This is a genomic window from Pseudomonas sp. PS02290 (assembly GCF_029960075.1).
Classification (GTDB): domain Bacteria; phylum Pseudomonadota; class Gammaproteobacteria; order Pseudomonadales; family Pseudomonadaceae; genus Aquipseudomonas.
Genome location: NZ_JASCOY010000004.1, coordinates 144,983 through 168,717 on the forward strand (window position 1 = coordinate 144,983; position 23,735 = coordinate 168,717).

18 protein-coding genes are annotated in these 23,735 nt (G+C 52.6%); 3 read left to right on the plus strand and 15 right to left on the minus strand.

Features of this window, described 5'->3' with window-relative positions; all coding sequences use genetic code 11:
* Positions 1-478: 478 nt before the first annotated feature.
* The 6 genes from QMX88_RS04255 to QMX88_RS04280 all read right to left on the minus strand — a co-directional run bounded on the left by QMX88_RS04255 (position 479) and on the right by QMX88_RS04280 (position 6,647).
* Positions 479-649 (minus strand): hypothetical protein, encoded by a 171-nt coding sequence (locus tag QMX88_RS04255; RefSeq protein ID WP_282366658.1) that lies wholly within the window; start codon positions 647-649, stop codon positions 479-481.
* Positions 650-1,131: 482 nt separating this feature from the next.
* Entirely contained in the window at positions 1,132-1,743 is a 612-nt protein-coding gene (locus QMX88_RS04260; protein WP_282366660.1) for a hypothetical protein, read from the minus strand.
* A gap of 245 nt (positions 1,744-1,988) precedes the next feature.
* Positions 1,989-3,023, minus strand: a complete 1,035-nt coding sequence (locus tag QMX88_RS04265; RefSeq protein WP_282366662.1) for a ParB/RepB/Spo0J family partition protein — start codon at positions 3,021-3,023, stop codon at positions 1,989-1,991.
* Complete coding sequence (locus tag QMX88_RS04270; protein ID WP_230691889.1) at positions 3,020-4,141, minus strand: ParA family protein; 1,122 nt, start codon at positions 4,139-4,141, stop codon at positions 3,020-3,022. The genes QMX88_RS04265 and QMX88_RS04270 overlap by 4 nt, the downstream gene beginning before the upstream one ends.
* A 689-nt stretch (positions 4,142-4,830) precedes the next feature.
* Entirely contained in the window at positions 4,831-5,961 is a 1,131-nt protein-coding gene (locus QMX88_RS04275; RefSeq protein WP_230691888.1) for a tyrosine-type recombinase/integrase, read from the minus strand.
* A 14-nt stretch (positions 5,962-5,975) separates the two neighbouring features.
* On the minus strand, positions 5,976-6,647 hold the full coding sequence (locus tag QMX88_RS04280) for a hypothetical protein (RefSeq protein ID WP_282366667.1): 672 nt from the start codon (positions 6,645-6,647) through the stop codon (positions 5,976-5,978).
* A 249-nt stretch (positions 6,648-6,896) separates the two neighbouring features.
* Here QMX88_RS04280 and QMX88_RS04285 point away from each other — a divergent pair, with 249 nt between their 5' ends.
* The gene (locus QMX88_RS04285) at positions 6,897-7,895 is read left to right on the plus strand and encodes a DNA-binding protein (protein ID WP_282366669.1); all 999 of its coding nucleotides are present in this window, start codon (positions 6,897-6,899) and stop codon (positions 7,893-7,895) included.
* A gap of 93 nt (positions 7,896-7,988) precedes the next feature.
* Here QMX88_RS04285 and QMX88_RS04290 read toward each other — a convergent pair whose 3' ends face one another.
* From QMX88_RS04290 to QMX88_RS04300, 3 genes are all read right to left on the minus strand, one after another.
* A complete protein-coding gene (locus QMX88_RS04290) occupies positions 7,989-10,496 on the minus strand; it encodes an HD domain-containing protein (RefSeq protein ID WP_282366671.1) in 2,508 nt (835 codons plus the stop codon).
* A complete protein-coding gene (locus QMX88_RS04295; protein ID WP_282366673.1) occupies positions 10,493-13,078 on the minus strand; it encodes a DNA topoisomerase in 2,586 nt (861 codons plus the stop codon). Before QMX88_RS04295 ends, QMX88_RS04290 begins: the two co-directional genes overlap by 4 nt.
* 154 nt (positions 13,079-13,232) lie before the next feature.
* The gene (locus tag QMX88_RS04300; protein ID WP_230691883.1) at positions 13,233-14,210 is read right to left on the minus strand and encodes a hypothetical protein; all 978 of its coding nucleotides are present in this window, start codon (positions 14,208-14,210) and stop codon (positions 13,233-13,235) included.
* A 498-nt stretch (positions 14,211-14,708) separates the two neighbouring features.
* Here QMX88_RS04300 and QMX88_RS04305 point away from each other — a divergent pair, with 498 nt between their 5' ends.
* Positions 14,709-15,593 carry a helix-turn-helix domain-containing protein gene (locus QMX88_RS04305; RefSeq protein ID WP_282366676.1) on the plus strand — a complete coding sequence of 295 codons (885 nt, stop codon included), beginning with the start codon at positions 14,709-14,711 and terminating at the stop codon, positions 15,591-15,593.
* Positions 15,594-15,662: 69 nt separating this feature from the next.
* Here QMX88_RS04305 and QMX88_RS04310 read toward each other — a convergent pair whose 3' ends face one another.
* The 6 genes from QMX88_RS04310 to QMX88_RS04335 all read right to left on the minus strand — a co-directional run bounded on the left by QMX88_RS04310 (position 15,663) and on the right by QMX88_RS04335 (position 23,080).
* Complete coding sequence (locus tag QMX88_RS04310; protein WP_230691881.1) at positions 15,663-16,790, minus strand: DUF3150 domain-containing protein; 1,128 nt, start codon at positions 16,788-16,790, stop codon at positions 15,663-15,665.
* A 125-nt stretch (positions 16,791-16,915) separates the two neighbouring features.
* Positions 16,916-17,968 carry an AAA family ATPase gene (locus QMX88_RS04315; RefSeq protein WP_230691880.1) on the minus strand — a complete coding sequence of 351 codons (1,053 nt, stop codon included), beginning with the start codon at positions 17,966-17,968 and terminating at the stop codon, positions 16,916-16,918.
* A 138-nt stretch (positions 17,969-18,106) separates the two neighbouring features.
* Positions 18,107-19,810, minus strand: a complete 1,704-nt coding sequence (locus tag QMX88_RS04320; RefSeq protein ID WP_282366678.1) for a hypothetical protein — start codon at positions 19,808-19,810, stop codon at positions 18,107-18,109.
* A gap of 89 nt (positions 19,811-19,899) precedes the next feature.
* Positions 19,900-20,526, minus strand: a complete 627-nt coding sequence (locus QMX88_RS04325) for a hypothetical protein (RefSeq protein WP_230691878.1) — start codon at positions 20,524-20,526, stop codon at positions 19,900-19,902.
* Between the two features lie 12 nt (positions 20,527-20,538).
* Positions 20,539-22,470, minus strand: a complete 1,932-nt coding sequence (locus QMX88_RS04330; RefSeq protein ID WP_282366681.1) for a helicase-related protein — start codon at positions 22,468-22,470, stop codon at positions 20,539-20,541.
* A gap of 148 nt (positions 22,471-22,618) precedes the next feature.
* Positions 22,619-23,080 (minus strand): hypothetical protein, encoded by a 462-nt coding sequence (locus QMX88_RS04335; protein WP_282366683.1) that lies wholly within the window; start codon positions 23,078-23,080, stop codon positions 22,619-22,621.
* Between the two features lie 212 nt (positions 23,081-23,292).
* Between QMX88_RS04335 and QMX88_RS04340 the strand changes: the two genes are divergently transcribed.
* Positions 23,293-23,670 (plus strand): hypothetical protein, encoded by a 378-nt coding sequence (locus QMX88_RS04340; RefSeq protein WP_282366685.1) that lies wholly within the window; start codon positions 23,293-23,295, stop codon positions 23,668-23,670.
* The last annotated feature ends 65 nt before the right edge of the window (positions 23,671-23,735 follow it).

Here is a 23,735-nt window from a genome sequence, read left to right on the forward strand (position 1 = left end):
ATCCTTCTTATTGATATCGGCGACAGCCGATCACATCCTTCCACTGGGACCGCGAACGCAACCTGGCTAGATTTTCACTGTGAAAAAAGTTATCCCCAAATCGCCTCGTTATGCCAGTTAGAAAGTGGGCCTACCTGGGGAAACAATGTGCCCCTTGAATTGGCGAACTTTTCACCGTGAAAACGTCGACTTATCGTGCGTACCCCGTTCGCTACCCAAAGGTTTTCACAGTGAAAAAGGCCAGGGGCTGAGCGAAGGAAAACGTTGAGAGCAGATCGCTCAAGAGCGCGGCGTGCAGATAACGTATTGGGGTAAACCCGCGCTGATCAAGATTGTGGATTTTCACAGTGAAAATTTCGCTTTGGCGCAGTGGGTGATATTCCTGGAAATGAAAACTGATAGCGGATTTCGCCATTGGAATACGCTGGTGTTTTTCACGGTGAAAACTGGATTGACGACCTTACTAAGAAACAGGTTTTCACAGTGAAAAATGGAAGGGGTAAATTTTCACTGTGAAATCGAGCAGATCGCCAAATATGATTTCGGCAAAAGGCGAGCTTCGATTTTTGCTGAAAGCAGAAGGGTTGAGCGGCGGGGTGTTTGATGATGTGGTTTGACGTATCTTGGTCGCGCCGAGGATTGAGCGCATAGCTAGGTCTTCGAGCTTAGGGTATTGGGCGAGGGCTGCGCATCGTGCACTGGGCAGTCAGCATTGTGCATTGTGCATTGTGCATTGTGCAGTGTGCAGTGTGCACTGCACAGTGCTCAGCGCTCAGCGCTCAGTGCTCAGGATGTACTGCGCTGACTAAGGAAAGAGCCCTTCCTAAGCAGGGTTAGCGTCGCAGCAGCGGAACACGAATACAATCTTGGGTATCGTCACCTGTCTATCGTGAACAGCGTTCGATTTGTGAATGCTGAGTGCCCAATTTTTCACTGTGAAAATCGGCAATGAGAATTTTCACTGTGAAAACCCACACGATTTTCACAGTGAAAAATCAGATCACCAAAAACTCGGTGTAAAATCAATAGGTTGGGAAGACAGCAGTCAGTACGTGTGAGCAGAAAACACGCCATAAGGTATTGCTGAAACTTTGGGCTCAGGTGGAATCAGTTAGTGGTCGAGTTCATGCCTCAGTACTTTTCTGAATTGAGAAGCTGGCACAGATAACGTGTTTCGTTGGCATAGCTGCTTGCCCGGTTAACGTCATCAGAGAGGTTCTCAATAGCAAGTGCTGCGGAAGGGTCTATGGGTGCTTTTTCTGCAAGTTGCACGACTTTGAAAAGTGTCCAGGCGGCAACGAGCACTAGATCTTGAAAGGGCTCATCTATGTAAGCATCGCCAACGGGTTTGTTCCGCTTGACGTCATGCCACCTGGGGTTTTTCATAAACATGGGCGTACCACCCAGAGCGAGTAGGTACCCATGAACCAGACTGTTTCGATAGTCGTTCAGATCCTCAGCAGCTTTTGCAGCTACTTTCAAAACAGCGTTACATCTATCGCTGAGATGCGGGTTGCCGCCAGCTAGCATCTTGAACTGATCTTCCGTTTTCATCTTTTCAGTAAAGGGTCGAGTCCCAGCGACATCCGACTCAGATAGCGACCAGAGTGCACGCTCAAGAGTCGTTTCGAAGAGGCCGTACACCACGACGAACCCTCCTATCAGCATCAAGTGAGATGGCATCAGGCCTAAGCTATGTAGGCGCGCTTGTATATCGAGCGATTCTGCTGGGTAATTGTGCATGGCTGATCCAGATGCCCAATGGTTTAGTTGAGTTCACGATACCGGCTGATGCGTAGCTGACGCACGGAGTTTATAGAACTGATTCGAGTGAGGACGCTCTATGTGATCACTAGGGTAGTGCCAGGGGGGGATCCGTGTTTAAAAGCGAGGACACACCAGAGGAGGGAGTGAGGAATAAAGCGGGGAGGGGGCTGAAGCAAAATCACGCCACTGTCTCCAGTGGCGATTTTGATTAGTGCGCTGTACTACGACTTATCTTTGAGCATTTCTTCCAAGTACTTCAAGACGTCTTCAGGATTCACGCCTTTCGGTGGAGTAAGAATCACCTTCCGGCCGTCAATACGAGCATCGAGCTGCGTGCGCTCTTTGTAGGCGATGTGTTTGGGAGGTGATGGGGTATGAGGGCTGGCTTTTTTCCGAACCTCGCTTTTTGCCCAGTTAATAGAGCTGTCCTGGGAGGAACCGTCGCGGATCCTCGAAGCGGCAGCGATGACCGTTTCTCGATGGCCTTGATCTGACAGCGCGACCAGGTCCGCCACCACCCTGTTGCCAATAAGCTCAGGATTCTCCTCAAGCATTTCGATTACTGGTGCGGGCAACTTGAAGTATGCAAGACACCGGCTAATAGTGGCCATGCTTCGGCCAACGCGTCGGGAAAGCTCTGTCTGGTTCTGAACGATCTTATCGTCAAGCAGCAGCTTGTAGCTTACGCCGCGCTCGAAATCCGTCAGGTCCTCACGAGCGTCGTTGTCCGCCACCGACAGCACGGCCGCTTCTTCGTCCGAGAGATTGCGGATAAGTGCGTAGATATTGTTTCTGCGCAACAGCTCGTGCGCCATGAAGCGACGCTCGCCGGCAATCAGCTCGAAGTTACCATCAGGCAGAGGTCGGACAACGATGGCGTTGTTTAGTCCGCCGTTGTCTTCGATTGTGTTGGCGAGTAGGGCAAGCTTCTCCTGATCAAAAACTCGACGGGGCTGATACTTCCCTTTACGAATCTTCGACATCGGCAGAAACATCACTTCGCCGGGCAGCTTCTCACCCGCCAGCACAACATCTGAGGGACCTGGCTCAAAGTGACGTGTATCGGATTCAATCAGACCGTTCAAAGATGACGACGTTTCCGCTACCGGATCTTCACCCAAACCCATTTCCCGAAGAACCTGTTCCATCGGTTTCAGGTTTGCTTCTGGCATAACTTTGGGGACTGAAACGCCCTGAATACTGCCGCCCTCAGCTGGTATGACTGTGGGGCTGCCGATCGGACTCGTTCTCCTCATTTGGATTTCTCCAGTACGGCCTTAGCACGCTGCATGATTTCGTCAAAAACTTTACGGAAGGCACCGAGGGAGTTTTCGGAGCCCTGCTTCCAGAGAGCAAGCGGGATGCCGTCCTCGAGGCTTTTTGTGTAGTCCTCAGATTGGATAAGTTGTTGTTCGGTAACTTTACCCGGGAAGAGAGACGACAGCCTAGCCAAATTGGCCTGAATCCGAGGCCGGTTACGGATGAACATTGTAGGTATGGCAATGATTTCGGGCGCCCGACCAAAATCAGCACCCATGTCATTGATCTTGAATGCAAGCCGGGACAGAGCGCGGAAAGAAAACTTGTCCATTCGAATCGGGCACAACAGGAAATCTGCCGCTGCGAGGCTGTTACGCGAAAGCATGGTGCCCGAGGGTGCATTGTCCATGACGATGACGTCGTAGCTCGATAGGTCGCAGTGGGGAATCTTCCCCTGGCGGGCACGCTCAATGAATAGCGAGTAGCGGAAGTCGGCACCTTGCGCATTTCGAAGGACGACGTCCATATCATCAAGAGAATCAAAAGCTGGAATCAGATGCGGGCCATCCTCGCCAAAAGGCTTCTTGATTACCTGGTCAAGATCCATCGGCGTGAAGGTCGATCCTAGGCGCATCAGGTTACCCAAGTGACCTTCTACTGCCCGATCAACTGGTAGACCAAGTTCGGCGAGTTCTTCAGGCGTTTGGTCTGGGTCATAGCCCAGCATGCTGGATACGTCAGCTTGGGGATCGTTGTCGATAATCAGCGTCTTATAGCCAGCCAGTGCTGACAGAATCCCTGTGTTGCAAGTAGTCGTGGTTTTAGCTGTGCCACCTTTTTGAACGTAGGTACTGAAAGTTACCGGGCGACCGAGACCTTTGGTGTTGCCGTTCTGTCGTCGAATTGCCGCGATACGAAACATATCTGCCAGAGAGTAGCTTCGCACTCCGACTGGGCCGCGGATACGATCAATGATTAGGTCATTGTCCTTCTCGATCGCTTTGAGGGTTTGGGTGCTTATCTGCAAGCTTTCAGCCACAAACTTAGGGCTGTATCGCAGAGTGGTGAAATCGGTGAACGTGTATTGGTCAAGATGTTCTGTTGCTGCGTTCATGTAGGGCACCAGCGAAAGAAAAGGGTGATTTTGGCCATTCTGTACCGGAAAAAGGGGTTGCACAAGCCAAAAAGGAGGAATCACCGCATAGAAACCGACAAACTGACTTTAGCTCTATATAGGTAAATGGCAAATTCACGTTTAAGACCGTATGGAATCGATTTTTTTATTCGTATACCCGATGCAAGCAAAACAAATCTGTACCAGCTATTAAGGATATCGATCTCCCGGGCAACCAAGCGGCTTGTAAGCGGGGGGAAACTGTTTCGGCTAGGCGGGCACTCGCAAGACTCGGCTTGTTACCAGCCCGTCAGGCGAGCCCACGCGTCCTCAAGTCTGAAAGCAAGCCACAGGAAATTCGCATTGAACGGTGTCGTGACGTCAATCTGGAAGCATCATTGACATATGAGGCGGGTGGGATGAGCGCGGCGATAAGGTTTTCAGCCATGATTGACGATGAGCTGGCCGAAGGTTGGATCGTGAAAGACGGGAAGACATTCCGAGCCTATGCGGATTTCCGCGGAGAACGAATTGAGGTCCGCAGTTCCAGCCAGTCAAGCGCCGAAACAAAGTGGCGCGAAAAGGCAAACCACAGGGCTAACGAATAGAAGGTGGGCCGGCGCTCGAGGGATGGTGGCGGCTCCGCTGTAACGGAGCCGTAGAATTTGGACATCTGTACCGAAAATGAATTACTTGAGGCGCGGGGTGCTCAGGGTTTGGACAACGCCTGCATGAAGCTCATCGTTTTCCGTGTGGAGATAACGGCTGGTGGTTTCCATCTTGCTGTGGCCAGCCAAGGACTTGATCATCACCAAGTCGCCTGTGGCCTTGGCCAGATGGCTGAAACAGGAGTGACGGAGCCAGTGCGTCGTTGCTTCTGATAGCCGATCGGCCAGGTCAAACTGCTCGCGTTGTATGGCCAGATCTGCCGCCCGGGTCATGATTTCGATGATGGCTTTGAGCACTGTGCTGGTGTGGGCCCGTTTGAGTTTGGAGTTGGCAGCCAGGAGGAGGGGGGTTGCGTCTTTCGCTGGGATGTCCCGCGGCAAACCGAAGGCCTCTCTATATTTTTGCAGATCCTGGTACAGCTCGTCAGAGATGGGCACGTCCCGGATTTTGTTGCGCTTGCCGAGGACTGTCAGCCACCAGGTTCCGCTGGCCGCACGATGGATGCTGCTCATGTTCGACGTGGTGCCTTCGAAGGTGCGCACACCGGTCAGGTAAAACAAACTGAGCATGAAGTGATCCCGCGCTCGCTTGCGCGGACTCTTGGTCAGGCTGATCGCTTCAAAGGCGAGGGCAATGCCTTCTTCTGACAGCAAGCGCTTGATCGTATTGTCATGCGGTGCTTCTGGTTTTCGAACCAACGCGACGGGATTACCTTTGAGTCTCCCCCCTTTGACCATCCACGTGTACATGCTGCCAATTTGCACCAGGGCATAACGCTGTGAGCTCAAACTCAAGGGGCCGGCGAATGGTCGCCACTGCTCATGATGACGCGGATATTTGGTCTCACTGACCCACACCTCACGGGGCTGGGGATCTGCCAGGAACGCGGCATAGTCACTCACGTCCATGACGTTGATCTGTGACAGCTGCTTGCCGCGGGTATGCAGCGCCCACAAGATGAAGCGTTCTACCTCCTTGCGCATGACCCGGCGAGTTTTGAAATTGGTGGCGGTGGTTGTCAGCCAGATGGCTGCCGCCTCGATGTCGCTGTTGGCCTGGATCAGGTCGGGAGTTTCACCTGGTTCCACCATCGCGTATGCGTCGAGTAAGGTGATCTCGGTGTTGGCCTGGAAATCCAGGCGGGTGGGCAAGCTTGTTCGTGAGCTCATCGTAGATCCCGCATTTTTCCGTTGGACACCAGCCAATCGTCAATCTGATCCGGCGCAAACCACCGTTGATCACCTGTCGCTGACTCACATTGGTATTCTTCCTGTGCTCCACCGGCGGGGTCGACGCCGACCCGGGTAGCGGTTACGACCAGGATGGCATGCTCGCGGGCAAAGCCATCGATCTCCTGCACGACCACCAGCTCTGAGCCCCGCGACAGATAGCTGCGGTAGCGAAAGCCGTCTACGCCTGGCACGAACGCCTCATCCTCATCCTCCTCGTCGCCATGCTCCCACTTGAACGGTGGATCCGGTTGCACGGCGGCGCCGGCGGCCTCAGCTTCTACTGATTGGACCGCTTCGCCAATATGCTGGCCTTTGCGCCGTCGGGGTTTCGGCGGAATGAGGGAAAGCCTAGCCGCGGTCACACACGACCGCTCGAAGGCGCTCAATGTCGGCAGCGAGCGCACCAGGTCATCCCATTTCAGGTCGCGGTCTTCATCCGCGGCAATCCGGCTCAAGTGCTCGGGGCGGATTGACCAGCGGCACGCCACGTCTGCCATTCGCCAGCCACGTTGGTCAATCAACGCTTTGAAGGCCGCTCGAGACAGCGTCGGCGGGCGCAAGAATGGTGAACCCTTTTCCACCTTGCGTGATTTGGCTTGATCCACAGCGCAAGTCTTTTGAAGTAAAAACCCGATTCTAAAGGGTTTTGACAGAACGGCAACCCATTCCCATCAACAGCCAGCTACTCGTTGAGACCCCCTCAGAGACCTCTCTTTATAAAAATTCGTGATAACAAACAGTATTCACGAATCTTTTACAAAATAATACAAATCCTATCGATTTCAATACATAATCATCTATCTGAAATAGTAGCGTTTTTACGAAAATTCACCTCAACCACTGGTCCAGAAACCATGTCCACTCAGTCCAGCAGCGCCCAACTCAAGAGCACCCGCCAATGGGTTCATGACTATGCCGCCCGCTTGCTCGCGAATGGCGAGGAAGTCCGGCAGACAACCATTCGCGAGTTGATTGCGGCCGAGCACGGCATCACCGCATCACCCAATCTGGTCAATGATGAGATCAAGAAGTTCTGGGTGAAGGCTGGTCCGCTCATGAGTGCGCGGCTGCGCCGGCCCGGCATTCCGGATGAGGTCTGCACGAGTTTCGATAAAATCTGGGACGTCGCTCTGGATGCAGCCGCTTCCGGGCATGAGCTTGAGCGCAAGCAGCTCCAGACTCAGGCAGACGACGCGGTGGCTGCAATGAAAACTGCCCAGGCGAATGAACAGGCGGCCATTGAGCGGTTCGACGGTCAAACGCGTGAGATTGAAGGCCTGCGGGCCGACAAACTCAACCTCACTGAACAGCTACAGGCCAACGAGGCTGAGCGTAAAGGGTTGGCGGTTGAGCTGAAGGATCAGACAGAAAAAGCCGCTGCTCAGCATGCGCACAATATTCAGGAACAGCAGCGCCTCCAAGGGCTCATGGATGGCTTGCAGCAGCAGTTGACGGATCTTCGTTCGAGCTCCCAGCGGGAGCTGACCACCTTGGCTGAAAGCCACCAGGTTGAACTGGTCAAGACACAAGACTTCTTGATGCGCGAAACAGCCAGGGTTCGCGATGAAGAGAAAGCTAAAACTGACAAGCTGACCAAAGAGCTTGAGCGTGAGAGGAATGAGAAGGATCAGCTTCGACAGTTACGTTCCACTGCACGCGATGAAGCTGCTCAGCTCCGGGGTAGGCTTGAGGCGATGGAGAAAAATGAAGAGAAACTTGAGCGGCAGATCACGCAACTCAGAGAGCAGAATGACAAACTTCAAACTACCCTGCTCGAAAGCGTCAAAGCCAGAGTTATTGCGCCAGAGCAACTGGTAGAGGAGCTACCGACTCCACCTGAGGACAAGGGGTGAGTTGCGATTTTGAGGGGGCCTAAGCCTGGCTCAATCCACTGTGCATATTCCCCGGCCTGCATCGCGCTGGCCAGGGAGATCCGATCGCTCGCTTTACCAGTCTTGGCTCAACCGTTCAGTCACGATCGGAAATCCGATCATCGTGTAACCCGGCTTAGGCGTCACAGTGGGCAGTTTCTCTGCTTTGATTAGGGCTTTAAGGTCCATATCAGCGTCAAAGGCAACAATGTCCGCTTCCAGCAAATACTCGAACCCATCCCTGCTACCGCACACAGGTATCACTTGACGTGCGACAGCGTCGCGAATGCGGGCCATGTTGTTCAAGACCGATTTCTTCTTTTTTCGTGGCTGCACGAAAGCAGTGAAGTCCGGGGTGGCATCACCGAGAGCCTTCAACGCAGCGGCCTCTGCCGCCGGGCTTAGCTTACGTCTGGAAGGTTGTGCATCTGGATCGGGTATCGCTACAGCCACCGGAGCTGAAGTTGCCAGGTCCTGACTGATCAAGGACTGTGATTCATCTGGTTCGAGCTGCTGTTCTTCAGGAATAGCCGGTACTGTTTCAGGTTTTATGGTTGATTCAAGCTGAGGGCTGGCCAGCTCCTCGTCAAAGTCGGCGAACCCATCTCCGAAACTGTCATCGTCGGATAAGGATTCTCCGACGAACGCCATAAATTCATCATCGTCGTTATCGGCCGAAGCTTGCTCAAGCGCCCCCGCCATTTCCAATTGCAGTTCATCCGGCTGCATATCTTCTTCAGTCGTGGTTTCAAACGGCTCCGATGGCGGCTCGCTGTTAACGATGTTGGTGGGAGGCGTTGTTTCCACCAGATGCAATAAAGGCTTTCCAGTTACCGAGGGCTGGGGAGTTGCCTCTACGGTTTGATTGACTGGTGTGGTGGCCCCAGCGTCAACAGATACATCAATGGGATTTGGGCCTGGTGCTGCATCCGCCGGCGAAGGGACAATTGGGACATTCTGTGGCTGCGGAATCTGTACCGCTTCAGGTGGCGCAGTGTTCAGTACTTTCGCTTGTTTGCCTGCGATATTCGCCTTGGCGGCAACGTCGCTTCCAAAGCCGAGCGCGATCAGCGACCGGAGGCCGTCGACCTCTTGAATCCCAAGATTGTGAGTAAAGAGTGGGCGTTCCACGTCCAGTTTCGAACCCAGATTCGCTAACCCGGCCAGGCCTGACAACTCAGGTGTTGTCGACACAGGACGAATGATGATTACGGGCTCCCACGTCGTCTGATGCGCACCTGTCTGCGGGTCTCTGAAGGATACCGAAAACATCGGAAGGAATCTGCTCATGTCCGCATTGTTGTGGGTCGAGTGCAGGACACCCTTCTCTTGCAGTGTCGACATCAAATTGAGCGTGACTCGGTAGCGGCCATCGCCTTCGTCCAAGGACCAGCCCATCTTGGCGAGGATGAGCATGCGGAGGTCCTTTTCTTTCACCACGATCAGACCATCATGCTTTTGGGCAATTTTCAGCGTGGAGTCTCGGGCTTTGTCACCAGTGCCGTTTACACGGCCGAATTCGGTGATGATGCTGACGAAACTGTGGTAGATCGAGCTCGACTCTTCCTCGGTGATCTCTTGCTCATTCAAACTGTCTGTGATGTTTGACTCAGCCATCCCGGTCTTCTTGTCGACCTGAATCAAAAACTCCATCAGCGCAGTCATTCGGTCATCTAGGCTCAGCCCGTTGCGATCGACGGGGAATTGACTCGGGTGATGATAGTGACCGATGACCAGGTTGATAGCTTGTCTGTCACGCCCAGGTAGATCCCAATATTCAGGAAACCGCGCCAGAATGCGGGCGCCCAATGAGTCATGAGAGATACGATTGTCATCCTGCGGGGTAAGGGCGCTACCCTCCTCCTTGGTTTTGACTGACCCATCTGGCTCGAGGATATAAGCCTCGAGCTTGCCAATGTCATGTGCGAGAGCCAACAGTGGGATCAGCGGGTCATGTGCGTCGAACCGAAATTCCTTGTTTTTGAGATCGATGATTTTAAACTTGGGTTTGCCCCGAGCCTTTACGTAGACCCCATCAAATACATAGGTACCGGCATCAGCAAGGGCCGTATCAGCGACCGCCAGGCAGTGCTCCCACAGCCGCCGATTACCATGGCCACCTTTTCGGTGCGAAGCTGGAAAGAGTTGATGCGCCGAATAGGTGTCCCAGATTGCCCAAAAGAATTTTACGTGGTGTGGGAATTTTTTTTCGTTGGCTGCAACCCATGTCTTCACTAGCTGACTTTTAATAGGGAGTCTTTTGGACGGGCTGTCGACCCGCTTTGGTGTCCTGGATGGCATGGGCACATCCCCCAACGTCGAGCGTGCACCATTGCTACGATTGCCCAACTTTCCCTTGAACAATCGGTTCATCGCGGTCACTCGGCCGAACCAGATGTACCAAACACCAATGATCAGACCGGCGACGACGCCCAGCACCCAACGTGACACCGTGCTCCCAACGTATTGCCAGTTTTCCAGCACCTCAAGAGGCTGGCCGCCGAACTCCATCAAGGTGAATACCAGCCACCAAAAGCCAAATACAAGGAAGGCCGCTCGGATCACTCGGTTGTTTGCGTTCACAGGAACACCTCTGAGTCCGCCAGCTGGGGTTTGGTAACTTGTTCTGGCTGTTGGACAACGGATGTTGGCGCCGGCGTGGGCGCTGGGAGCGGTGAAGACTTCGGTACAGGTGTCCCGTTATTGTCCTTCAGGGTGTTGTTACATCCGCCGCCGCCTTTAACGAAACCACTGCATCCCCAAAACGGCGATTTATCAGCGTTTCGTAAGTACATGGGCTTTCCGCATTCTGGGCATTCATGTGCCTTTGGACGCTCTACTGGATCCCCGTTACGGTCGTTCATGGAATGTTTGCACACATCCCTGTCTGAGCATCCCCAGAAGTGCCCTTTATCGGTTTTGATCCTCCGCATTGGGCCCTGACATTTCGGGCATGTCACAACGTTGCCCTTCGAGTCTTTGGTATTGGCGGTTGGGTCGAAGTAAAACTCCAACTTCCCTTCATCCATCAGCCGCAGGCCCGCTTCAAATTTTTTCCCTGAACTCGAACTGACAAACCCCTTCAGGCCTAGCACCAGCTTTTCAGAAAGCAGGGTTTCAGCTTCGGACACCTTGAGAATGCGCTTGGCAATTTCACGCCAGATCGAAAAGCCGCATTTCTCAGCGCATGCGAACGTCTTGGCCTGGATCTCTACTGCCCCACCGCACTTCGGGCAAGGCGCCTTCAGCACCTTTACAGTGATGCCAGCATACTTTTCTTTGATGGTTTCAAGAATCTGAGTTGTTAGCTCAGACAGTTCATGTTTGAAGGTGCTCCGACTGTATTGGCCCTTCTCCATCAATCGCAGTTTCTGTTCCCACTCACCGGTGAGTATCGGGGAGGTCAGTGCGTGGATATTGTTCTCCACCAGAAACCGGTAGACCGTCATCCCCTTGGCACTGGGCGCGAGATACTTTTTGTCACGCAACATGTAAGGATCTTTCTTGCGGTTAGATCCATCCTTCGCCGCCAATAGCGATTCGATCATTGCTGAGCGTGTGACAGGCGTGCCGAGACCGCGATCCTTCATTGCCTCTCGCTGCTCCTCATCGTCGATAAGGCGCCCTGCTGTTTCCATGGCACCGAGCAGAGTATCCTCGGTGTACCGCTGAGGTGGCTTTGTTTTAAGCATCTTCAAGTCGACGCCGATGGCGTTGACTGGCTCGCCCTTCACGTAAGGGACTAACTCTTTTTTGTCGTCAGCATCAGCGTCGCGGTCTTCTGAATCGTCGGCGTCCGCGGCACCCGGTCCGTAAACTTGCATCCAGCCTGGCGAAACCAACACGCGGCCCGTTGTGCGAAACACTTCATTTTCAACAGTCGTAAGTCGCACGGTAACTGAGTACTCAGCCGGCGGGTGGAAGACGGCGAGGAATCGACGCACGATCATGTCGTAAATCGTTTGTAGGTCTTGGGTGAGCTCTCCAGCCCGCTTGCCGGTGGGCACGATCGCGTAGTGATCAGACACTTTTTTCGAGTCGAAGATTTTTTTGTTCGGCTTAACCCATCCCGAATCAAGAACGCGCTGGGCGTGAACTTCGTATAAAGTGCCGCCGAACGCGCCCATGAGTTTTTTTGCTTCACCAACGAAGTCATCCGGCAGGTAGGCGGAGTCAGTCCTCGGGTAGGTGGTCAGGCCCAGATCGAGATAGAGCTTCTGAGCGAGCTCCAGGGTGTAAGCAGCAGAGAAGCCAAACTTGCGGTTCGCTTCACGCTGAAGACCGGTCAAGTCGTACAGCTTGCCGGCGCCCTTTTGTGCTGGTTTGACTTCCTCTTCAACACTGGTCGGCACCGCACCAGAGCATTTGGCAATTATGGCGTCTGCTATTGCACGATTCAGAATCCGGTGTGGGTGGATGTCCTTCTGTTCGCGTGATCCGTCAACCGCTATAGGTGCCTGCCATTTACCGACATAGTCGCCGGCGCCAACACCGAATGTAGCGTGTACTTCCCAGTAAGGCACAGGGCGGAAAGTAAGAATACTGAGCTCCAGTTCACAGACCAATGAGAGCGTCGGAGTCTGAACCCGGCCCAGTGGGAAAGTCTCAGCTTTTGCTGTTTGTCGTTCGTAGAGGCGGGTAATGCCACGGGAAGCATTGATCCCGACAATAAAATCACCCTCGCTGCGAATCTCAGCAGCTTCCGCGAGGTTGTCGTAGTCCGAGCCAGGACGCATTCCTGCATAGGCAGATTTGATGGCCTCGTCTGTGGTCGAGGTCATCCAAAGGCGCAGCATTGGCTTCGTGCAGCCGGCCCTTTTGTAAATCAACCGGAAAATCAATTCCCCTTCTCGACCGGCGTCACAGGCGTTGGCGATAGCGTTAACATCCGGGCGGCGCATGAGGCGATCGAGCACCTGGTAGAATTTTTTCTTTTCCTCAATGACCCTTAGTTCGAATTGTTCCGGAATCACCGGCAGGTTGATGATATCCCTGCCGGCCTTCGCCATCTCCTCTGAGTGGATCTCAACCAAATGCCCGGCAGCGGGAGCAAGGATGGCGTCGTCACTCTCGAGCCAGTTTTCAACCTTGCTGAACCCGCCGATCGCTTTGGCGATGGTGACTGCCACAGTCGATTTTTCAGTGATGATGAGTATCTTGCCCATTGCTGCCCATGCCTTCTGTTTTCTAGAGGTGAAGCCAACTGCCAAGCGCGTTCTCGTGCTGGAGTGAGTTATCACAGCTTCAGAACGGAAAAAGCCATCGACAGCGGTCAAGGACCTCGATGGCTTTTTTTATTTGTATGGCGTTGCCGATTATTTACGAACTTGGTTGTTCGACCACGCCGCCTTCTTGTGGAACAAAGGCAGCGTCAAACAGAGCAGTTCGATCTTCGGTAGCAGGTTTTTCTGTTTGCCCGCTACCGTGGCTTTTGAAGAGTTCTGCCGCCCAGCCTGGGACGATTTTGATATGTCCTGAATCAGGGGAGACCGGTGCAGGCATGTCTTTCGCTTGAATGAAAGGGATCTTCGAGACAGGGGCGATTTGAGTCTCAGGATCCGGCAGCGAAAGTGCCTTTACGTCGATACGGAACTCACCCGAGACAACGATGGGCATACCACGGGCCAGTTTCTCGGCCAGAGGTTGGAGGTTACGACCGTACCAGCGCACCGGGATCGACTGATCGGAATCCTTGCTCTGCCGGATCAGAACTACTAGTCGATCATTGATCGGAGTTCCTTCAACCGGATGCCTGCGATTGCGCTCAAGCGACTTCGCTTGAATGAAGCCTGCGATGCGAATCTGGTTCGAGGCGTTCTTGTTCAATTCCATTGCTTTCCAGTCAAACGAATCCCGGCGAGCATCGTTGTCGTCGCTTGGCATCGATTGCAATTCTTCGACGGATTTCGGGGTGCCGGAATCAATGGCTGCGGCATGAACCGCGGCGCCCCACTTCTTCATAAAGTCATCCCTGAATCGCGGGCCCAGGTGCATGAAGTTTGGGGCTTCAAAGCGGATGCTTTTGAGCCTGGCAATTCGATCTTCACCCTCCACAGCGCCTTCGGTGTGTACGAACGCCATGATCAGATCCCATTCTTTGATTTCGCGTGGAATCGGCGACTTTTTCGGGTCGTAATGGATCGGAAGCATGTGGTTTTCACTGCGGGTCTGCTGGATGTAGCAAATCCCTTTTACAGGATCGTTATTCCGCAGGACGCCGGCGATATAGCCTGAGTTGAGCATCCCGTTTGGATACGAATAGGAATCCGGATTGCGCTTTGCGTCCTGGGGGAGCATGAGGAACCTCTTTTTTGCTGGAGTTGGTGGTCCTGAGGATACTCAACACGTAGCAATAATACAACTAGTCGACTTTTCATGCTTTAGGTGCGGGGGCGGCATTTGGATCGATACACAGGCATACGATTCGAATGCTTGCGGGTGACTAATCGATGGTTCGGATGCCTACCTGGCTGGGGGGCGCCTCGGTGGTGATGAAGGTTGGTAAGTGAAGAGTGTTGGGAACTTGTTGGCGCGGGCCGGGCTCTATGCTCGGATTCGAGCCAAGGTTGTAGACAAACCACAACCAATAGGGCCCGCATATGGCCCAATGCAGCTCAAATTTAGAGACCAAAAAACGGGGCGATTACCCTCTTGTTCCACATGAACAAGAGATTGAATCTTGTTGTTAACTGTGTAGAATTAATTTCACAGATAATGGCATTTCCCTGCTTTATTTAATCATACAAGGGGGCGCCTTCTTCTTCGACCCCACGCGAACAACCTGGAGCCGTAACCATGACAAAACCTAGCGACAAGAAACCAAGTGGCTCTACGCAAGGGCAGTCTCGCGCTTCAGCAAATAAAGCAGGTGCGCCTGCGACTGAATCGAAGAAGCCGCAGAGCAAGACTCGCACCACAGCAAAGAAACCAGCGGCTGCAAGTGCTGCAAGTAAAGCAAAGGCTTCTGCACCAAAAGCGCCATCGGGGACTGCGAAGCCCGCCTCTAGAGCGCGATCGACTGCCGCTACTAAACAACCGTCCCCTACCCCAGCAGCCGCACCTGACGCGACTGTTCCGCCGGCGTCCGCTACGACTGAACCTAAATCTAGCCGGCAGAGAATTTCAGCATCAGCTTCCGCGCAGGCACAACCGCACCTTGAGGCTCATGCGCCGGTGGATTCAAACCTGGCATCCACAGATGAATCGTCGCCACGTGACCGGAATAAAATAGAAGGCCATCGTCTGATTAAGATGATCAAAAAGGCCATTATTGAACGTGGCCTTCAAGATCGCGCTATTGCCGATATCGTGGGTGTAACTCAGATCTACTGGAACTCCCTTGCGAATGGCAACCGCCAGATCAAATCACTGGGCAAAGAGAAGCTGCAAAAAATTGCTGAGTTTTTGGGGCTTCCTCTTATCCAGGTCTACCTACTCGCCGAGCACTTCACTGCTGAAGATTTTTTTAACTCCAAAGATCTCAACGAGCAGCTGTGGCTCTCGATCAGGAAGATGCAAGAAGACCCCCAGTGGGCTGGATATGCACCAAGCTCTGAAGAATGGGAACAAACCCCGATTAACGTGCGGATAACCCTTGTCTCGTTGTATGAGCGCGAATCCAAGCGTTACCTGATGGCTAAAGCCGAAGTGGAAGTGCCTGGCAACAACTTCACCGAGTAACGTTGTCCGCCGCGGTATCCCCGGAAATGAAGAAGCCCCGGTCCATACGGATCGGGGCTTTTTTGTGGGTTAGAAAATGAACGGCTGGACAGGTTCCTGATGTTCCGGTTCAGAGACCGGAGCAGCAGGCTCGAGGGCTACGGCGTCATGCTTGTCATCGGTGAAGATGTTGGTATGTGCCTCGCGATCAGTTGGGAGTGGAGGAACGATGGATACCCCTGTTTCGGTGTCGGGCGTTTTTGGTGCTGAGTTTCCCGTCGCCGGATTCGCAGGTTGAGGCCCTCCGTGAATGACGTTCGTGTTATTTTCAGTTTCAGTTGTAGCGCTCTGATCAGTGACTTCGAGCGGATCAAATTCAGTGGCTTGATCGCCAATGATTTTTTCCGGATCCATGCAGAACTGTAGCAAGCTGGATACTTGAATGAAGGCGACACCTTCGATGCTCTGGCCTGTTGGTACAGCGGCCAGAACGTCACCACACAACTTGGCCAGATTCCCGAACTTGCTCGAAAGCACACTCATTGCTTCTGCCTTATCCTGGACACGTCGCACCAGCCCCAAAACGCGAGATGTTGTGTTGCCCTTTGTCGGTCCCGACCAGGATCTACGTACGTCCTCGGAGATCTCAAAAGCAGCTTGACCAACCAGGCCCTTGACCTCCTTCTGAAGCGCATCATCTTCACCAAAGTAGCTGGTGTCATTGATACGAATAGCTGAGACGTCGAAAGTCAGCATCTTTTCGAGAGCTCCTTGTTGAGGAGCATGCAGACGAATCAGTTCTGCCCGAGTTTTCCCGCCGGCCTTTGTAACACCGGCATTCTCTGGCGCTTTGGCCCACTCTTCGACTTTACCTGGTAGTTCAGCCAAGAATTTCTTCTTCTCTGCCAAGTATTTATCTTTGATTTGCTTTAGCACCAAGGCTAGGCCTTGAGCGTGCGCCGTGGGTACGAAATACCCCCGCACACGATTGTTAACTCGCCGAGAAACCCCCACCTTCAGGATCTCGCGTTTGGCTTCAGCTCGGTATTTATTGACCCAAGCAAAAGTGCCACTAGGCAATGTTTTACCGACTTCACGAATGAAGTCATCAGCCTCAACCGTCTTCTCGCCAGTGCTCCCACCGATGATGCAGTCGAACAACACGACATCCTGAAGGATCTGAACGCTGACGTCGGTATTGGATTGGATTGTGCTCATATGTTTCTCCTGAATTTCACTGAAATGCAGGTCTCTTGCGAAGACCTAGTGACAGGAGATGGCGCACAGCTACCCATAACTTGAAGACAAAAAAAACCCCGGCAAAGCCGGGGTGGGGTGAAGCGTTATTGATTGCTGGGAGTGCCCATGATGGACGACCAAGTTCCGAGAATTGCCGATGCTTCGTCCTTCGATGCAAAATCGAGTACCGTCATTTTAAGTGCTTCGACGTACGCATCTTCTGGTTTTTTCCCAAACCCCGTGAGTAGCTTGAAGTTCATTGACCAGTTAAGGACGTTGCGGGTTGTGATTGTGAACTGGAAAGCCATACCGCCGGCGCCAGCGTCTTCATTCAAGCCAATAAAATTGGCTCGAATTTTTGCTGCAAGACTTGCCATTGCTTTTGCTGCTAACGGGCTTGCATTCGTCTCCTTTACGAGCAGATCGATTTCATCCTGCTCAGTCAGGTACGTCTCGAACATGACGTTGAAGCGGTCCTGATTCGCAAAGTTCATCTTTTGCGTACCTTTATAAATTGCAGCGCTCCCACCTTGTCCCCCCGCTGAGCCGCGGCCATTCGTGTTACCTGTGGCCATGATCATGCAGCCGGGAGCAATTTTGATGATTTCATCTGTTTGGTCCAGATGGATCGGAGCGCCATCCAGAACACCGTTAAGACCCATAGCGACGTCAGCTGGAACCTGATCCCACTCATCCAATAGCAGTATCGCATTTGGTGTCTTTGCCCATTGGCAAACCTTTCCATATACCCATTTCATGCCTTGATCCTTACCGCAAAGCTTCCAACTACCGAAAAGGTCAGACAGGGTGGTTTCTTTCGAACACTGCTCCCTGAAGATAGGGCGTCCGGTTCGCGAAGCAAAAGCTTCGACTAGTTTGGTCTTACCGCACCCGGATGGACCGAACGTATACATGTTGCGTTTCATCTCTGCGCCAAAATAGCCAGCGGGAAGATTTGCTGCCGCGGCCCAAAGCATCAACCGAGTAAGGCTGCTTTCTTTGAATTTGAAATGCCCTACTACTGGTGTATGCGGCGTAGCGGGGAAGACTTTTATTTGCATGTTTTCGAAGAACGGCGACGTGGTTCCAAAAACTTCTTTCGCAGTTTTTGTTTCAAATTCGACATTCACAGGAGCGAACTGAGCGACGTTTTCCATGGTAATCCCCATATAGACAGGTTGGGGCCTCTTGCGAAGGCCTGGTACAGGGAAATGCTTCACATGGGATGAGAATTGAAGAGAAATGCAAAAAAAAACCGAGCTCCCTTAGGAACTCGGTGTGTGGAGAGTTTAGGACTAGGCTACTGCCTGTTTTAGCGCTTCGAACACCGCCTTTGCCAGCTCGTTTTCGTTGAGAGCAACCCCATGGTTTAAGCCGGCACGTGCGTACTGGCTCTTATATCGGTCACCGATCAGAACAAAGCGAACCTCGATTCCGAGGGCGGATGATTCTGCAATAGCCGCGTTCAGAGTTTCGCTATTACCTGGATCGCCATCGGTTGCCACAATCAAGATCTTCCGGGCCTCAGGCCGATCGATCAGTTTCTTCAGAGCCCATACCACCGCAAGGTGAGTGCTGGTCCCATTTTCCGGAGTTGGAGCAAACCGTTGCAGCGTGGTTGCCCAATTTTCTTCAAACCCATGCCACTCCCTAACGACGTTGTTGTAAGTGGCTATGCCCACCGGTATCGAGAGGTTGTTCAGCACTTCCCCTACTGCAACGGATACGCGCTTGCAGGCCTCATGAGCGGTGATTCGTTTGTCTTCATCAGGTTGGGCTGGGACTGGCCCGAATTTACTGGCCATAGAAGAGCTTTCGTCACCGAGCAGATAGAAGCACGTGTCAATTGACTCGCCTTCCGCCGTTTTGGTGAAGAGCTTCTCCTCGCCGAGGGGATACCGCCACAAAGCTCGGGTGTTGAGTTTGCCTTCGGTTGTGCGTCGAGTTTCGCTTTTGGTGACCGTTTCGATCATGTCCTCAAACGTCAAGGACAACATCGCAGCGGTCTTTTGAGCTCCTGCTCGAAGGTGTGCGCGGTTCTGAATAGAGCCTCCCGTCTTCGACTGGCGTAACTCCTGCATTTCATTTGCGTTATCGGGTTGATACCCTCCTCCCGATTTCGATAGTGCATTGTTGTTCGCGCTGAGGACCTCTTCGAGGCCTTTACCGAACGGTCCCAATTCGTTCGACGATGCGTTCAAGACCTGATCGATCGTGCTGCTCAAATTCTCCTTGGATGGCTGAGGCTCTCCATTGCCATTGCCATTGCCATTGCCATTGTCGCTGGACTTGGGCTTATCAGGTGAATTGTCTTTTGCAAATTTCAGCAAAGCGACTATACGGTCTGCTGCATCACAGGCACCTTGTGAACTTCCCGCGTGACAACCATCGAGTGCTATTTGCTTTACCTGGCCAACAAGGTCGGCCCCGAAGGTGTCGACTGCGAGGGCCCTGTACGCTTTTGCGAACTCCGTCAGGCAGTCCTGATTGAGCAGCTCACTGCGTAGCTCGGTGACAAGCCAGCTGGCCAGAATCGACGGCGGCGTTTCCTGCGCCAATTCAGGCCCACGAAACACACCTTTAGCCTTCAAAATGCGAATTGCTGCGTGAATCTTTTGGTTGGCTCCAGGATATTTGGACTTACCTAAGAGCTCGCCACGTGGGTCCTCCAGAATGTTGAACAAGTCGCCGGCGATGCCAGGTTTCATTGGTACAGAAAAGTCGGTATGCAGTCCGTGGCAAATGATCTCGTGAGAGATCAGTCCATCGATCAGTACAACGTCTTCCTCTGACCCCAATGAAGCCATCTTCGGAAGCTTCATGACCAAGCCACCAGGAGTGGTTGAGTCGGGGCCAATTGAAGCTGTGCTGATGTGAGCCCAAACTATGCGTACTTTCCGTCCCGCCCTGTTCGCTTCCGCGATGAGCATATGGGTATACAAGTACAGATGGCGCATTGAGAATTTTGACGCGGACGGCAATGCTTCGAAATGACCCATGGTGAATCTCCCTTCGTTGAAAATTGCAGCATCCAGGATGCGAATGCCTTACACGAAGGGATGTGTGACACGGGGTTAGAAACGGATTTTCAGTTTGGTTTTGGTGCTAAGCCGTGCTGTGCAAACTGAATACGAACGGCGTCCATCACGTCTGCAAGCAATGCCTCAGTGTCTACGGCCGGTATGCTTGATTGCACAACATGCGGAATCGGGGTGGAGGCTGGATTCAAGGCGGGCTGATTGGATCGGTGTAGCGCGACGAAATTCTCGACGAGCTCTCTGAGCAAAGCTGATGGTGTAATACCCGGGCGCTGCCCGTCGGCCAACGATGAGACGATTTGCAGAAATTCTTCTTCAGTCGACCTGCTCACCCGTGTGGAGAGAGGTTGGTCTGCACTTTCTCGACCCGCAAAATTAATTGACTCTGCTCGGGCGAGGTATGGCTCGAGAATAGGCGCCATCAGCGACCGAACTTCTTCGTCGTCTGGGTACTGGAAGCACTGCGTTTTGAGTTTCCGACTCAGAAACCCGAGCAGCACAGGCGACGCCTCCACGGAGCGAATACGCCGCAACTCATCAACAGCATCGTTCGCGTACTTTAAAACGGTTGGTTGGCTGAGCACATACGAACGACCGATTTCTCGAGACATTTGACCCGATAAAAGCCGCTCATAAATGGCTACCTTGATAGCCAGTGGTGTTGATTTGGCGCCCAAGCTATTCCCCTTTTATTGCTTCGCCGGAATGAGCCCGGCGTCCATTGCGCCCTGTTCAATTTCCGACCTTCCAAGGGTAACACCCCAGAAAAGCATCCTAGCAGATCCTGATTGCCTATCCCCGTCGATATCCAGATTGCCAAAACCGCGGGCCTCAGCATCCATCTCAGCCAGACGGAACCCATCCGAGCAGGTAGACAGAAGCCTCAAGCGGTCCGAGGCAGGCTGTTGGATCGGCTTAGTCAGGTACATGACGAAATACCCTTTTCCGCCTTTGCGGGCGAGCCGTCCACGTAGTTGGTGTAGCTGAGAAACACCAAAGTTTTCAGCGTTCACGGCCACTGCCAAACGAAGGTTAGGAAAGGTAACCCCTACCTCAATGACAGTCGAAGCAACAAGCAGCTTGATACGGTTTTCCTTCATCAAGCGCATGGTATTTGATTTTTCTTCTTCAGAAAGGCCACCGTGGATCATTCCAACGCTGTCACCCAAGACGCGGCGAAAACGCTCGTAGGCGGCTTCAACGGAGTGACGTGAAGCGTCAGCGTCTCCATTGACCACTGGGTAAATAAACGCCGCCTGGCCTCCCCCGTTTATGATTTCCATCACGAAGTCGTTCAACTTTTCCCGGGCTTTGACTGTGATGATTCGTGAAATGATTTTTCTTTCTACCGGGGCCTGAGTGAGAATCGAGATGGGCATGCCTCCAAGTTTCACCAAAGCCACCGTGCGTGGAATAGCAGTCGCCGTCGCTTCAAGAAAATTGGTATGCGGGGCCAGCAGTTTCTTCCTCTGGGTCACAGAGAATTTATGCTGTTCATCAGCTATAACCAGGTCGAAAACAACGCCCTCCTTCTTTGCGGCCGAGAGAACTGCCGTGGTCCCAACAATGACTCCAGTCGAGATATCTACCTTGGTCTTGCTCGTGTATTTTTTGACAGGTATTTCGAAGAATAGTGCAGCAAGCTCGCTTGCAAGCTGATCAACAAGAATTTGGCTTGGCGCAATAATCGCGACTCGTGCTCCGGCCAGGTGACATGCTGCTGCCGGAACCATAAACGTGAAAGACTTACCCGTTCCAACATCTCCCGACAGGATCCGCTCCATGGGGAAAGGAGAGCGTAGGTCTGCCACGATTTCGTCAATAGCGCGGAGTTGGTCGGATGTGGGTTCGAAGGGCGCCCTGTGAATGAGGTCGGCGACCTGCTCACGATCAATGCGCAACAGCGAACCTTTCACCGCCGGCTTTGATCGATTGGCGATAACCTTGTTGACCAGCGCTTTCACTGAAAGTGTTTTGGCTAATTCAATCGCCTCCAGCCCTTCACGTACAGACAGCGGTGTGTGCAGAGTCCGTAACAGGGTTGCTGGGTCAGAAATGCCAGTGAATTTCGTGAAATCATCTTCATGCATCAGTGCCTGCTCGAGGAGCAGGCATGCAGCTTCGTTGATGTGTGGGAGCGCTCTCCCAATGCTTTCGGTGAGCAGTTCAGCACTTACCTGGTTAGTTCTACCCTGATAAATAGGAACTACCCTGCCAATTTCTTCAGGTGCGACAAGAATCGGATTCGTTAAACACAGGCGACCATCGTAGGTCTTAAGCTCCCCGTGGAGATTCACCACTGCACCAAGATCCGGATCCATCCAGCTTTCGATAGCGGATTTTCCAATCACGTTGATTTGAACTCGGTCTCCGCGGGCATCGACCGCACGAAGGACAGCACGAAATGCGCCCTTGAGCTCATTAATCACCTTCCCGTCACGCGTGAAAATAGTGCGCTCAGTGAGCGTCAACGCAAGGTAGTGGAGCTCACCGCTATTTGGTAAGGGCAAAACCTCGATCGGGTCGTGGTAGTCGCGAAAACCCTTCGGCACAGTGAGGAGGCACTCAGGGAGTGAGGAAAACCCCAACCTGGATAGCCTGCCGATGTCTTCATTCATCATGCTGAAAATTCGCTAATGTGATGAGTGAAATGTTATTTCACGCGTAGCAATAAGACAACCAGTGTTGGTTTTAAATCTGACCGCGCTGCGTGTTGATGGGCACAAAAAAACCCCAGGCAATGGAAGCCTGGGGTTTGGTGGGTTCTGATCAGTGAGATACACGCGACGATCCGTTTATATCGGTGATTACTCGTACATTCTCGCCTTTTACGAATGGTTCGTTTGAATCCTTCACTTGCGTTACCGCTTGAAGGTCGTTGTCTGCCAATTTAACTGTGATCTCGATGCCCTCTGAGTCATGAAGCTTTTTGTCAGCGATGGTGCCTACAGCCGCTCCTACAGCGCCCACTACGACCATCACCGCTAATTGGCCAAGGCCGCCACCGCCGTTACTGCCTGCAATTGCGCCTAGTGCGCCCCCAGCGATACCGCCGAGAGGACTTGGTTTGCCATTTATTTTGACTTCGCGAATCGATTCAACCACGCCAAGCTCTACTTTCATCTTTTTACCGGCAGTAGCTTCCGTGTAATCGCGACTTGTCATGCTGCTGGTGCAGCCACCCATGACGGCGGTAGTGGTAATCAAAGCAATCGCCATGAAACGTTTCATAAAGTTACTCGCTCTTGGTAATGGGGTTCGGTAATGACCGTTGATCATTTGCATTAGCAGTTGTACAAAGGCGATTTCTCACATTTGCCTTACAAACCGTTATGAATGACACGCTTGTATAATTCGATATGATCAACCGATATCGACTGGCCGCCGATTACAAGCGCGTGTGATGCATCCCCCTGTACTCAGAAATCCAAGCAGGGCACATCATGAACAGGTTGATCGGCGGGCAACCGCTTTACACAAATAATCCCTTCATTTTCGCAAATGCTTCAGTGTTGTGCGTAGGCAGCAGCGGTAAAGCCATTACATATCAAATAAAAAGCGAACACGGCAATATAGGTATTTTAAAGGACTACGAAGTTGAAGAGTTTTATGATTTGCAACCAGTTACAGGCGAATCGTTCGAACCGCAAGTAAATTACATGGATCAAGGTTTTACTTTGACTGTGGGTGCGATTCATGCCGAAAACATTAAGCAGTTGGTTCCAGAGCATACATATGCTTTTGAGTCGAGTGGACTAGTCGGTATATTTAAAGTTAAGCAAAGCGAATGGAATCTTTTTTCCGAAATACTTTGTCTTTAACAGTTCACAACAACGCTTGATCAACCGGCCTTTTGGCCGGTTTTTTTTTGCATAAAAAAAACGCC

Coding starts and splice junctions, on each gene's coding strand:
- QMX88_RS04285 (WP_282366669.1), top strand. CDS start 6,897: ATGTCCACTCAGTCCAGCAGCGCCCAACTCAAGAGCACCCGCCAATGG.
- QMX88_RS04305 (WP_282366676.1), top strand. CDS start 14,709: ATGACAAAACCTAGCGACAAGAAACCAAGTGGCTCTACGCAAGGGCAG.
- QMX88_RS04330 (WP_282366681.1), bottom strand. CDS start 22,470: ATGATGAATGAAGACATCGGCAGGCTATCCAGGTTGGGGTTTTCCTCA.
- QMX88_RS04340 (WP_282366685.1), top strand. CDS start 23,293: ATGAACAGGTTGATCGGCGGGCAACCGCTTTACACAAATAATCCCTTC.
- QMX88_RS04260 (WP_282366660.1), bottom strand. CDS start 1,743: ATGCACAATTACCCAGCAGAATCGCTCGATATACAAGCGCGCCTACAT.
- QMX88_RS04300 (WP_230691883.1), bottom strand. CDS start 14,210: ATGCTCCCCCAGGACGCAAAGCGCAATCCGGATTCCTATTCGTATCCA.
- QMX88_RS04320 (WP_282366678.1), bottom strand. CDS start 19,810: ATGGGTCATTTCGAAGCATTGCCGTCCGCGTCAAAATTCTCAATGCGC.
- QMX88_RS04295 (WP_282366673.1), bottom strand. CDS start 13,078: ATGGGCAAGATACTCATCATCACTGAAAAATCGACTGTGGCAGTCACC.
- QMX88_RS04315 (WP_230691880.1), bottom strand. CDS start 17,968: ATGGAAAACGTCGCTCAGTTCGCTCCTGTGAATGTCGAATTTGAAACA.
- QMX88_RS04270 (WP_230691889.1), bottom strand. CDS start 4,141: ATGAACGCAGCAACAGAACATCTTGACCAATACACGTTCACCGATTTC.
- QMX88_RS04265 (WP_282366662.1), bottom strand. CDS start 3,023: ATGAGGAGAACGAGTCCGATCGGCAGCCCCACAGTCATACCAGCTGAG.
- QMX88_RS04335 (WP_282366683.1), bottom strand. CDS start 23,080: ATGAAACGTTTCATGGCGATTGCTTTGATTACCACTACCGCCGTCATG.
- QMX88_RS04310 (WP_230691881.1), bottom strand. CDS start 16,790: ATGAGCACAATCCAATCCAATACCGACGTCAGCGTTCAGATCCTTCAG.
- QMX88_RS04255 (WP_282366658.1), bottom strand. CDS start 649: ATGCGCTCAATCCTCGGCGCGACCAAGATACGTCAAACCACATCATCA.